This is a genomic window from Klebsiella sp. KE9456 (assembly GCF_043832615.1).
GTDB lineage: Bacteria > Pseudomonadota > Gammaproteobacteria > Enterobacterales > Enterobacteriaceae > Klebsiella > Klebsiella indica.
The window spans coordinates 313980-326536 of the sequence record NZ_JBDYQK010000001.1; the positions used below are offsets into that span (position 1 = coordinate 313980).

At 52.8% G+C, this 12557-nt stretch carries 11 protein-coding genes; 5 read left to right on the forward strand and 6 right to left on the reverse strand.

Features of this window, described 5'->3' with window-relative positions; genetic code table 11:
* Position 1: 1 nt before the first annotated feature.
* Complete coding sequence (gene fucP / locus ABK821_RS01440; protein ID WP_138360086.1) at positions 2 to 1312, reverse strand: L-fucose:H+ symporter permease; 1311 nt, start codon at positions 1310 to 1312, stop codon at positions 2 to 4.
* A 569-nt stretch (positions 1313 to 1881) separates the two neighbouring features.
* On the opposite strand from fucP, the gene fucA reads away from it, so the two are divergent.
* Positions 1882 to 2529 carry an L-fuculose-phosphate aldolase gene (gene fucA, locus ABK821_RS01445; RefSeq protein WP_138360085.1) on the forward strand — a complete coding sequence of 216 codons (648 nt, stop codon included), beginning with the start codon at positions 1882 to 1884 and terminating at the stop codon, positions 2527 to 2529.
* A 27-nt stretch (positions 2530 to 2556) separates the two neighbouring features.
* Positions 2557 to 3705, forward strand: a complete 1149-nt coding sequence (fucO, locus tag ABK821_RS01450; protein WP_142502542.1) for a lactaldehyde reductase — start codon at positions 2557 to 2559, stop codon at positions 3703 to 3705.
* A 90-nt stretch (positions 3706 to 3795) separates the two neighbouring features.
* On the opposite strand, the gene xni is transcribed toward fucO, so the two are convergent.
* From xni to queF, 5 genes are all read right to left on the reverse strand, one after another.
* Complete coding sequence (xni, locus tag ABK821_RS01455) at positions 3796 to 4551, reverse strand: flap endonuclease Xni (protein WP_138360083.1); 756 nt, start codon at positions 4549 to 4551, stop codon at positions 3796 to 3798.
* Between the two features lie 170 nt (positions 4552 to 4721).
* Positions 4722 to 6089 carry an L-serine ammonia-lyase gene (locus ABK821_RS01460; RefSeq protein ID WP_138360082.1) on the reverse strand — a complete coding sequence of 456 codons (1368 nt, stop codon included), beginning with the start codon at positions 6087 to 6089 and terminating at the stop codon, positions 4722 to 4724.
* Positions 6090 to 6149: 60 nt separating this feature from the next.
* A complete protein-coding gene (locus tag ABK821_RS01465) occupies positions 6150 to 7445 on the reverse strand; it encodes an HAAAP family serine/threonine permease (protein WP_395033801.1) in 1296 nt (431 codons plus the stop codon).
* 465 nt (positions 7446 to 7910) lie between these two features.
* Entirely contained in the window at positions 7911 to 9278 is a 1368-nt protein-coding gene (ppnN, locus tag ABK821_RS01470; RefSeq protein ID WP_138360080.1) for a nucleotide 5'-monophosphate nucleosidase PpnN, read from the reverse strand.
* 111 nt (positions 9279 to 9389) lie between these two features.
* Complete coding sequence (gene queF, locus ABK821_RS01475) at positions 9390 to 10235, reverse strand: NADPH-dependent 7-cyano-7-deazaguanine reductase QueF (protein ID WP_142502539.1); 846 nt, start codon at positions 10233 to 10235, stop codon at positions 9390 to 9392.
* A 69-nt stretch (positions 10236 to 10304) separates the two neighbouring features.
* Here queF and syd point away from each other — a divergent pair, with 69 nt between their 5' ends.
* The 3 genes from syd to truC all read left to right on the forward strand — a co-directional run bounded on the left by syd (position 10305) and on the right by truC (position 12557).
* Positions 10305 to 10850, forward strand: a complete 546-nt coding sequence (gene syd, locus ABK821_RS01480) for a SecY-interacting protein (protein ID WP_138360078.1) — start codon at positions 10305 to 10307, stop codon at positions 10848 to 10850.
* A gap of 583 nt (positions 10851 to 11433) precedes the next feature.
* Positions 11434 to 11763 (forward strand): YqcC family protein, encoded by a 330-nt coding sequence (locus ABK821_RS01485; RefSeq protein WP_138360077.1) that lies wholly within the window; start codon positions 11434 to 11436, stop codon positions 11761 to 11763.
* On the forward strand, positions 11763 to 12557 hold the full coding sequence (truC, locus tag ABK821_RS01490; protein WP_138360209.1) for a tRNA pseudouridine(65) synthase TruC: 795 nt from the start codon (positions 11763 to 11765) through the stop codon (positions 12555 to 12557). Before ABK821_RS01485 ends, truC begins: the two co-directional genes overlap by 1 nt.

Genomic DNA, 12557 nt, shown 5'->3' on the forward strand with positions numbered 1-12557 from the left:
TTCAGTTAGTTGCCGCTTGTGAACGGAAACGGGCAAAGATGAAGATGACGGCAAAGCAGAGCGCCGGGACCAGCTCAGCCGTTGGGATGTTGCCTGCGGCATCGCTGACAAAACCCATGACCGGCGTGACGATACCGCCGCCAATAATTGTCATGACGATGAAAGAGGAGCCGTATTTGGTGTCCGGCCCCAGATTTTTGATACCCAGCGAGAAAATGGTGGGATACTGAACTGACATAAATGCACTACACAGGGTCAGGGCCAGCAGACCTACATGACCACCGGAAAACGCCGAAATCAGACACAGGATCATGGCGAACAGGGCATAGGCTGCCAGCACTTTATGCGGCGCAAAGCGGCTGATAAGCCAGGTGCCGGAGAAGCGGCCGATAAAGAAGCACACCATCGTGCCGGTCAGGTAGTTGGCGGCGAAACCAGGCGTCATGCCGGGGATCTCTTCGATAGCGTAACGGATCAGGTAGCTCCAGCAGGCGGTTTGCGCGCCGACGTAGCAGAACTGCGCCAGCACCGCCCAGCGCCAGTGGCGAATGCGTACCAGCCGGGAAAGTGAAGCGATGAATGAACTCTGGTTGCCATCGCTATGATCGTCACTCTGTAGCGCCGGGAATTTGGTCAGCATAATCAACAGCGCAATCAGTAAGACGATCGCGACGATGATCATATAAGGGGTTTGTACAGATAGCACCAGACTGTGTTTATAGGCGCTAAGCTGCTCCGGCGTCATTTTATCGAGCACATCCTGTGATTTGTGTGGCACATTAGACAAAATAAGGCTTTGCCCAAAGACCACGGCAATAATGGCACCAAAAGAGTTAAAAGTTTGTGCCAGATTAAGACGGAAGTGCCCACCACTTTCTGGACCTAATACGGTAACAAAAGGGTTGGCAGCAGTTTCCAGACAACCTAAACCTGCAGCAATAATAAACAGGCCAATCAGGAATAAGGTGTAATTCATTATCTCTGCGGCCGGCCAGAATAATGCGGCACCGAGAGCGTAGAGAAATAGTCCGGTGATTATCCCCGCTTTATAACTCAACTTTTTCATCAGAATACCCGCAGGGATGGGAATAACAAAATAGCCGAAATAAAAAGCAGACTGAATCAAACCTGCCTGGAAATTAGTTAACGTAAAGGCTTGCTGAAATTGTGGTAATAAAATGTCGTTAAGATTGTTGGCTACTGCCCAAAGAAAAAATAGCGAGCACAGCAGGGCGAAAGGAATAATGTAGCGTTTGCTCTGCCCTGTCTCCACCGCACGAAAACTCTGCGTTTGTATTGTTGTGTTTCCCATAGCATCCTCATTGGTTCAGAAGCGTGTTCAGCAGCATTTGTGAGTGATCGGTTATACCCGTCAAACCGCAAAAATCAGGTGAGTTCCGGGACGAGGTAAACAGTAAAAAAACCTCACGGGATGAACTCATGAATTCATTTTCAAATAAAAAATGGCTTTTAATATGATGACGGTCACATTTAGCACGCATTGAGTGATTTTATGTGATTATTGTCACTTTAATAATCGGGAAAATATGACCGTTTGAGTAAGTTAATTCTAAAATCCACAAAAGAGATGACCGATTTAATTTATAATGTGGAAAACGGTCAGTTGTTACATTTTTTCCGGGAATGCCCGTTTTTTTATGTATTAGTAAGAACGGGCATTTTTCGAAAATAGAAAATACACAACTTCTTTCTTTTTTGGCGGAAATAAGTGAGGAGTATCACAGAACAGGTTTATGTAAATTCCTTTCTGATTATTCGCGACGATGATGGTGAACAACTATTTGAGTTATTCAACAGCGTCGGTGAAACATCCGGCGAGTTGTCTGTTGTCGCATTGAGCATCATAAAGAGAGGTAAAGAATGGAACGAAATAGACTGGCCCGGCAGATTATTGATACCTGCCTGGAAATGACCCGACTGGGATTGAACCAGGGGACAGCAGGTAATGTGAGCGTGCGTTATCAGGGCGGGATGCTGATAACGCCAACGGGTATTCCTTATGAAAAGTTAACAGAAGCACACATTGTCTATATTAACGCCGAGGGTCAGCATGAACAGGGCAAACTGCCCTCCAGTGAGTGGCGTTTCCATATGGCGGCCTATCAGACGCGCCCTGATGCTAATGCTGTCGTCCACAACCATGCGGTTCACTGCACCGCGGTTTCAATCCTCAACCGTCCGATTCCGGCTATTCATTATATGATTGCTGCGGCGGGCGGTAATTCTATTCCCTGCGCGCCGTACGCGACTTTTGGTACCCGCGAGCTGTCCGAATATGCGTCTGAGGCGCTCAAAAATCGCAAAGCGACGCTGTTGCAACATCATGGCCTGATCGCCTGTGAAGAGAATCTGGAAAAAGCGCTGTGGCTGGCGCATGAAGTGGAAGTGCTGGCGCAGCTGTATCTTAGCACGTTGGCTATTGTCGACCCGGTTCCGGTTCTGGATGATGAGGCGATCGCTATCGTACTGGAGAAATTCAAAACTTATGGATTACGTATCGAAGAGTGATCCTGTAAAACGAAAAGGAGACCGGTGATGGCGAACAGAATGATCCTCAACGAAACGGCATGGTTTGGCCGGGGGGCGGTGGCGGCGTTAACCGATGAGGTTCAACGCCGGGGCTATCGCAAGGCGCTAATTGTCAGTGACAAAACGCTGGTGCAGTGCGGTGTGGTCAGAAACGTCACGGAGAAGATGGATGCCGCAGGGCTGGCATGGGCGATCTACGATGGCGTGATCCCGAATCCAACCATCGGCGTGGTGAAAGAGGGACTGAACGCATTTCAACAAAGCGGGGCGGATTACCTGATTGCCATTGGCGGCGGCTCCCCGCAGGATACCTGTAAGGCGATCGGCATTATCAGCAATAACCCGGAGTTTGCTGACGTACGCAGTCTGGAAGGGCTGTCGCCGACCCGTTATCCGAGCGTGCCGGTGATGGCTATTCCGACCACCGCGGGAACGGCGGCGGAAGTGACCATTAACTATGTGATCACCGATGAAGAAAAGCGGCGTAAATTTGTGTGTGTCGATCCGCATGATATCCCGCAGGTCGCGTTTATTGATGCCGACATGATGGACGGCATGCCGCCCGCGCTGAAAGCGGCAACCGGCGTGGATGCGCTGACTCATGCGATAGAGGGCTATATCACCCGCGCCGCATGGGCGTTGACGGATGCGCTGCATATTAAAGCCATTGAGATTATTGCCGGGGCGCTGCGCGGTTCCGTTGCGGGCGAGCGGGATGCCGGGGAAGCGATGGCGCTGGGGCAGTACGTTGCCGGGATGGGCTTTTCCAACGTTGGTCTGGGGCTGGTGCACGGAATGGCGCACCCGTTGGGCGCGTTTTACAACACGCCACATGGCGTGGCGAACGCAATTTTGCTGCCGCATGTGATGCGCTACAACGCAGGTTATACCGGCGAGAAGTTCCGCGATATTGCCCGCGCGATGGGCGCTAAAGTGGAGTCTATGAGCCTGGCGGAGGCGCGTAATGCCGCAGTCGACGCGGTGTTTGCGCTTAATCACGACGTGGGCATTCCTTTGCATCTGCGCGATGTTGGTGTACGTAAAGAAGATATTCCGGCGCTGGCGCAGGCCGCATTTGATGATGTGTGTACCGGCGGTAATCCGCGTGAAGCGAGTATTGCTGACATCGTCGAGCTGTATCATAGCGCCTGGTAATTTTCCGGACGGCGACGTGAACGTTTTATCCGGCTGACAGGATTGCACGAAATGCAGGCCGGATAAGCGCCGCGCCATCCGGCAATAAAACTACCGTATCAGCCGTAGCTGTTGCAGGTTCCCGTCAATATGGAGATCCGTTTGCAGGCGCGCGATATCGCGGCACAAAAATGCCATCTCTTTATGCGCTTCAAGTTTCTTGCACCACTTTTCCACCACCTCGTCGAGGTGCGCATAAATCCCTTCCAGCGTCTGAAACTGAACCAACAATTGGGTCGCGCTTTTGGGGCCGATGCCCGCCACGCCGGGGACTTTTGAACTGCTGATCCCCGCCAGCCCCCAGTAGTCCGGCAACTGTTGCGGCATGACGCCGAACTCTTTCTCAATGAATGGCGCATCCAGCCAGCGTTTCTGGAAATAATCGCGAATACGCAGCGTCGGGGAGAGCAACTGGCAGTAGCCTTTATCTGTCGACACGATAGTGGCCTGGTGCCCGGCCTGTGTGACCTTGACCGCCAGCGTGGCGGCTAAATCATCCGCTTCATTGCCGCTGGAAACCCAGCATTGCACGCCGCGCTGTTCGAAGGCGGCGCGTATTGCGGGCATTTCATTGTGCAACTCGTCAGGCATAGGAGGACGACCGGCTTTGTAGTCCGGGAGACGTTGATGACGCCAGCCGCTGTTGCGCGCTTCATCGTCAAATACGGCGACGGCGTGTGTCGGCTGACTGTGGACAATCAACTGCTCAAGCGCATGCTGGCAGGTCTCCGCGCAGGGCGAGCCTTGAACCGCATGAATACGGCGAATTAAATTCAGTGCATCGACGATAAGCAGATGGACGGCCACGGTGTTCTCCCTGACAAATTTGGGGACAGGGTAACATCCAGGGCGACAGGAGGCGAGTGTTGCGAAATAGCGCGATCCGTAGGCCTGATAAGCGAAGCGCCATCAGGCAATAAATGCCGGATGGCGGCGAGCGTCTTATCCGGCCTACAGATCCTGAAACGTGGTAGGAGTTAATCGCAGGCGACGATCTTCATCGCCAGTCCACCGCGTGAGGTTTCGCGGTATTTGGCGTTCATATCTTTGCCCGTTTCGTACATGGTTTCGATCACTTTATCGAGGCACACGCGTGGCTCGCTGGTGCGACGCAGAGCCATACGTGCGGCGTTGACGGCTTTGACCGCGGCGATGGCGTTACGCTCAATACATGGCACCTGTACCTGACCGGCAACCGGATCACAGGTCAGACCGAGGTTGTGTTCCATGCCGATTTCCGCCGCGATGCACACCTGACCTGGACTGCCGCCCAGCAGCTCGGCCAGGCCAGCCGCCGCCATTGAGCAGGCGACGCCCACTTCACCCTGGCAGCCCACTTCGGCGCCGGAGATGGAGGCGTTCATTTTATATAGCGAACCGATGGCGCTGGCGACCAGCATATAGCGGGCCAGCGAGTTGGCATTCACCTTGCGGATGAATTTGTCGTAGTAGGCCAGCACCGCCGGCACAATACCGCAGGCGCCATTAGTTGGCGCGGTTACCACACGGCCACCGGCGGCGTTCTCTTCGTTCACCGCCAGGGCGAACATATTGATCCAGTCCACCACGGCCATTGGGTCGCTATTGGTATTGTCCTGACTCACCAGCATTCGGCGCAGCGCGGCGGCGCGACGCGGTACGCGCAGCTTGCCCGGCAGGACGCCTTCGGTGGTGATACCACGTTCAATCCCGCCGCGCATCACTTCCCAGACCGCGGCGAAGTGTTGTTCCAGCGCGTCTTTACTGTGCAGCGCCAGTTCGTTCTGCATCATCAGGCCGGAAAGCGACAGCCCGCTTTCACGACAATGACGCTGTAAGTCGCCGGCGCTTTTGTACGGGTAAGGGACGACGATCGGCGCTTCACGCGTCAGGCCGAAATGGTCTTCATCGACGATAAAACCGCCACCGATAGAGTAGTAAGTCTGGCTGTAGAGACGCTGGTTGCCTGCCAGCGCGGTAATACGCATCCCGTTTTCATGCAGAGACAGGTTGTCGGCATGGAAATTCATGCACTTATCGACCGGAAACGCCACTTCATGCTGACCCTTCGCCAGCAGTAAACGGCCGTGAGTGTTCACGTCCTGAATAAAGAACGGAATGGCGTCGATGTCGACGGTATCCGGCAGATTTCCCGCCAGACCCATAATAATGGCAATGTCAGTATGGTGACCTTTACCGGTCAGCGACAGTGAACCATAGACATCCACCACGACGCGGGTGACATCGGTCAGAATATTGCGGGCAATCAGATCATCCGTGAATTGTTTGCCCGCCTTCATTGGTCCGACGGTATGAGAACTGGAAGGGCCAATGCCGATTTTAAAAATATCGAATACGCTAATCATAGGGCATCCATTGCTTAAATCCCAGGAAGGACGCGCCACAGGAAAGCGGCGCGACAAAACTCAGTTGAACAGAGAGTAGAAAATCGCGGAGATGGCAATCAGGCCCATCAGTACCACGAAAACGTTGCTGATGTGGCCGCTGTATTTGCGCATCGCCGGGACTTTCTGGATGGCATACATTGGCATCAGGAACAGGATCATCGCGATAATCGGGCCACCGAGGGTTTCAATCATCCCGAGAATACTTGGGTTCAGCGTCGCCACAATCCAGGTGGTGATCAGCATAAACAGGGCGGTGAGTTTGTTCAGTCTGTTGATTTCTATTGACTTTCCTTTACTGCGCAGGGACTTAACCACCATACCGTTAAAGCCTTCTCGGGCACCCAGGTAGTGGCCGAGGAAGGATTTGGTGATGGCGATCATCGCGATGATCGGTGCCATCCAGGCGATGACCGGCGCGTTAAAGTGGTTCGCCAGGTAAGACAGAATAGAAATGTTCTGTTCTTTCGCCGCCGCCAGGTCTGCCGGAGAGAGGCTCAGCACGCAACTGAAGACGAAGAACATCACGGTCAGCACCATCATGATGTGCGCACGTGCGAGAATAGCGGAACATTTCTTTTCCGCGCCCAGGCCGTACTCGTCGCGCTTTGCCACGGCGAAGGAGGAGATAATCGGCGAGTGGTTAAAGGAGAACACCATGACAGGAATAGCCAGCCACAGGGTCATTAAGAGGCCATTACCGGTTTCGGAGGCGCTGTTCAGCGACAGCGTTTCCAGCGCCGCGCCGTTCCATTGCGGAATCAGATACAGCGCCAGAATCATCAGCGCGACAACGAACGGGAACACCAGCACGCTCATTGCTTTAACAATCATCTGTTCGCCGAAGCGCACGATAGTCATCATGCCGACAATCAGAATCAGGGAAAGTATTGCACGCGGCGGCGGCGTCATGTGCAACTGGTGAGCCATGAAGGTTTCAACGGTGTTAGTGATCGCTACGCTATACACCAGCAAAATCGGGTAGATGGCGAAGAAGTAGAGCAGCGTAATCAGTTTGCCCGCACCAACCCCGAAGTGCTCTTCTACCACTTCGGTGATATCTTCTCCCGGATTTTTACCGGACAGCACAAAGCGGGTCATACCACGATGGGCGAAAAAGGTCATCGGGAAGGCCAGAATCGCCATAATGATCAGTGGGATCATCCCGCCCACGCCAGCGTTGATTGGCAGAAACAGTACGCCTGCGCCGATAGCGGTGCCGTACAGTCCCAACATCCACATGGTATCTGTCTTACGCCACCCGCTACGAGTCGGGATGGCATCCGAAACGATGGCGCTGGTTTGAGTGGTTTCCATCTGTATCTCCTGGATAAATCAATAAAATATAATGAATTAAAATTATTTAGTGATATTAAATGTCTTTGTTTGCGTATTTTTTAATATTTTGTACGTGGTAATCGGAGCGGGAAGATACATTTATATGGTGAATGTGACAGTGATCGCGATCTCAATTACCATAATTCGCTTTTAATGTGGTCATTTTTAGTTCAATAGCCTGTTTATTTTTATATGTGAGATATTTGTGATGTAAGAATGATTATTTACAGCATATGGAGGAATAATGACTAATGTGACAGTGGGGGCCGGGCGTAAAAATATGCTGTTTTCCGCTTAAATACATTTTTTCTAGTGATATTTTTGTGATGCTCAGTATTGGCTATTAAGCGGCGGCGCTCTGTGTGGAAAGTGCTACAGATGAAGCGGCGATGGAGAGCCCGGGCGAGGCGTTATCCGCCGCCCGGGAGAAGAAGAAAAGAGCATTCAGGAGCAGATTTCGTAGCAAGGGATATAGGCGGTACCGCCTGGTAACTTCATTCGATGCTGGGCAACAAAGCCCTGTAGCAGATTATCCATGCGGCGCATCATTTCTGCGTCACCATGAATTTTGTAGGGGCCGAACTTTTCAATAGCCTGGATACCCACCTCTTTCACATTACCAGCGACGATACCGGAGAAAGCGCGACGCAGATCCGCAGCCAGTATTTCCGCGGGCTGATCCGGGTATAGCTTGAGATTAGCCATATTTTCATGGGTCGGATCGAACGGCATTTGCAGATCAGGGGCAATACGCATCGACCAGTTGAAGCTGTAGGCGTCGCCGGATTCGCGGCGGTTCTCTTTCACCAGCGGCATTGCCTTTTTCATCTGACGCGCAACTTCCGCGGCATCGTCAATAATAATGCGATAGTGACGACGGGCGGATTCACCCAGGGTATGCACAATAAACTCATCCAGCACGCAGAAATAATCGGCGCTCTCTTTTGGCCCTGTCAGGATCAGCGGCAGGACCTGGGACTTGTTTGACGGATGCATTAAAATGCCCAACAGATAGAGCAGTTCTTCCGCAGTCCCCACCCCTCCCGGGAAGATAATGATGCCGTGGGCGATACGCACAAACGCCTCAAGGCGTTTTTCGATATCCGGCATGATGATCAGTTCGTTCACCAGCGGATTTGGCGGCTCGGCGGCAATAATGGATGGCTCGGTCATACCGATAAAGCGGCTGTCTCTGTAACGCTGCTGCGCGTGGCCGACAGCGGCGCCTTTCATTGGCGCTTCCATCGCACCCGGCCCACAGCCGGTACAGATATTCAGTTCGCGCAGGCCCAGGTGTGTGCCGACCCGGCGGGCATACAGATACTCGTTTTCATTAATTGAATGGCCGCCCCAGCAGACAACCATATTTGGCGCTTCGCCGACGTGCAGGGCGCGGGCGTTACGCAGAATAGAAAATACAAGGTTAGTGATATGAACCGAGCTTTCTAAGTCGAGATTCGTGAAGCGAACGGTGTTGTGGATCTGACCGTAGACGAACAGGATATCGCGCAGTACAGCAAACAGGTTGGCCTGCAGGGAACGGATAATTCGCCCGTCAACGAAGGCGTCTTCTGGCGGGTTGATCAGTTCCAGCTTCACGCCGCGTTCGCGGCGCAGCACGTTAATATCGAAGTTTTCAAAACGAGACAGAAGCTCTTTGCTGTTATCGGTCAGACTCCCTGAGTTGAGCACAGCAAGTGAGCAGTTGCGAAAGAGTTGATACAAGTCACTGCTGGCGGTGCGTTTAAGCATATCCACTTCCAGCTGTGACAGCATATCCATTGAACCAAGCGGGCTAACATGTGTAATCAAGTGAACTCCTTACAGGACCATTATCGTCTTCCTGTGATTACAATAGCCCTGCTGACGGCGTTTTCACAACTTTGCGCGCGCGTTAACGCACGCAAATTGTAAGAATGTTTACTATTGACGGGCGAGGCGACCGATAGCCGGAGCAAATTCGGTGTTACTGCGCCACGGGTTGATGTCCAGGCCGCCGCGTCGCGTGTAGCGCGCATAAACGGAAAGGGATTCCGGCTGGCAGAAACGCTGAATATCGTTGAAAATCCGTTCCACGCACTGTTCGTGAAACTCGTTGTGGTGACGGAATGACACCAGGTAGCGCAGTAGCTTTTGGCGATCGATTGCCGCCCCGCGATACTGGATTTGTATTGAGCCCCAGTCAGGCTGGTGAGTTATCAGGCAGTTGGACTTCAGTAGATGGCTGACCAGCGTCTCTTCGACCACCTTGCCGGAAGCGGCACCTTGCAGGTAGTCGGCGCTGAACTGGTAGTTATCGATTTCAATGTCCTGATCGTCGATGCAGGTACCGTGCAGGGGCGCTATTGGCTGTCCTTCCAGTTCAGTGAGGCGATAAAGAGACACCTTGACCTCGCCCTGTGCACAGGCGCTGAGATCGTGCGCCAGTGTTTCCTGAACGTTCTGCCAGTCGGCAAAGCGTGTCTGGTTAAAACTATTGAGATAGAGCTTGAAGCTTTTTGACTCCACCAGATTTACGCTGGTGTCGCTTATTTCAACATGGCCAACGGCGACCTGCGGCAGGCCTTTGGCATTCAGCCATGAAAGTTCATATAGCGTCCAGATATCGGCGCCGTGAAACGGCAGGTTATCAGCGTGCAGATCCAGCGGCTCGCGATTCAGGCTACGCGGTACGCCCTGAAGCAGGCTGGCATCGTAGGTATCGCGGTAATCGGTTGATTTACCGAGCGTCAGGCCAGACAGCGCCTGATGATTATCGTAAGAAGACATGTTTCACCATCGTCAAAGCGGTTACACTATATGCCAAGTGTATCCTGTCTGACATGAAGAGAGAAACCGGTGGAGCAGCAAACCGCAGAAGCGCTACAAGCATTTACCCAACGTTATTGCGAAGCATGGCAGCAGCGGTACTCCACCCTGCCGCGTAGCGAAGAGCTTTACGGCATACCGTCTCCGTGCATCAGCAGCACGGAAGGGAACGGCGTTTTCTGGCAGCCGCAACCGTTTTCTTTAGCGCAAAATATTAACGCGGTTGAACGGGCGCTGGAGATTGTGGTACAACAAGCGCTTCATTCTTATTATACCACCCAGTTTGCCGGTGATATGCAGGCCTGTTTTGCCGATGAAACCATGACATTGCTGCAAAGCTGGAATCCGGATGATTTTCAGCGAATGCAGGAGAACCTCATTGGTCATCTGGTCGTGCAAAAGCGTTTGAAGCTGTCACCCACGTTGTTTATCGCCACGCTGGAGAGTGAACTGGAGGTGATTTCGGTGTGCAATATCAGCGGTGAAGTGATTAAAGAGACGCTTGGCACCCGCAGAAGAACAACACTTTCTCCTTCACTCGTGAGTTTTCTTAATCAACTTAAGCCATTTCTGTAATCACCGTGCCTGAACCTTTGTGAGAGATCTCTTACAAGATGTGTAAGAGATCGGCATTATTTAAACCGCTCCTCTGGCATCGTTGTTTTGATAAAATTGATATTATTCAAATTGTTATCTATTTTTCCATTTGCCCAACCGGCGATAAATCTTAAGGTATTGTCTTAACAAGGGTTGTAAGACGAAGCGGAATCAGAGATTCTATATACGTCGACAGGAAGTCGCGAAATGAAGCGAACATCAGGATGATGACGCTTCTACAGGACCCGCCGGGATGGCGTTAAGGGACACCTCCAGGAGGGAGAACGAGAGCCGCTCAGGACGTTCGGTGGATCAGGACGATCAGGACGAACTTATGGATGAGTTATTTCACATCGGGGTGGTGTGGAAGCAGGACGCATAAGTTTATGGATGAACATGGTCAGGAGACCCCAGGAAAAGTTTTCAAGGACGAGCAGGGAGCACCAATGTAGCTGGATTGCTGCCAAACGAACCGGGAGCACTGTTGATACAGTGCTCCCTTTTTTTATTTCTCTTCTGAATTTGCTATCCTGCGCCGGTTTACCACTCATCGAGGTTTCCCATGACTCTTCACCATCGCGTGCGCGAACGTCTGCACGCCATTGAGGCGCTGCTGCGCGCAACGGAACACTGGCAGGATAATGCGCCCGATCGCCGCGCTTTCGCCAGCGAGCAACCGTTCTGTCTCGATACCATGGCGCCACTGGAGTGGCTGCAGTGGGTATTAATCCCGCGTATGAGCCAGCTTCTGGAAAACGAACAGCCGCTGCCGCAGAACTTCGCTGTCGCGCCTTATTATGAAATGGCTCTGGATAATACTCACCCGTTGCGTGAGAAGATACTGGCTGAACTGGTACGGCTGGATGCGCTGTTTTCTGGCGGCGAAGCGTGATGCTGGAGATCCTGTATCAGGACGCGTGGCTGGTGGCGGTGAACAAACCTTCAGGCTGGCTGGTGCATCGTAGCTGGCTGGATCGTGATGAAAAAGTGGTGGTGATGCAGACCGTGCGCGATCAGATAGGCCAGCACGTGTTCACCGCTCATCGCCTCGATCGTCCAACCTCCGGTGTGCTGTTGATGGGGTTGTCGAGCGAAGCGGGTAGGTTGCTCGCGCAGCAGTTCGAACAGCATCAAATGCAGAAACGTTATCATGCGATAGTCCGCGGCTGGCTGAACGAAGAGGCGGTGCTTGATTACCCGTTGGTTGAAGAGCTGGATAAAATCGCCGATAAATTCGCCCGTGGAGATAAAGGTCCACAGCCAGCGGTGACCCATTACCGCGGCCTGGCGACGGTAGACATGCCGGTCGCGACCGGGCGTTATCCCACCACTCGCTATAGTCTGGTGGAACTGGAGCCGAAAACCGGACGTAAACATCAGCTACGCCGCCATCTCGCTCATCTTCGTCATCCGATTATCGGCGATAGTAAGCATGGCGATCTGCGGCAGAATCGCAGCGCGGCGGAACATTTTGGCTGTGAACGGCTGATGCTCCATGCCAGCCAGCTCTCATTAACGCATCCCTTTACCGGCGAGCCGCTGGTGATTCGCGCCGGTCTGGATGATATCTGGATGCGCGCGCTGTCGCAGTTTGGCTGGCGCGGCCTTCTCCCGCTAATTGAAAGGGTTGAGTTTGTCGGCGACTGCGGTCAGGATGAAGAGAGTCAGGTTAATTCAGGGAGATAG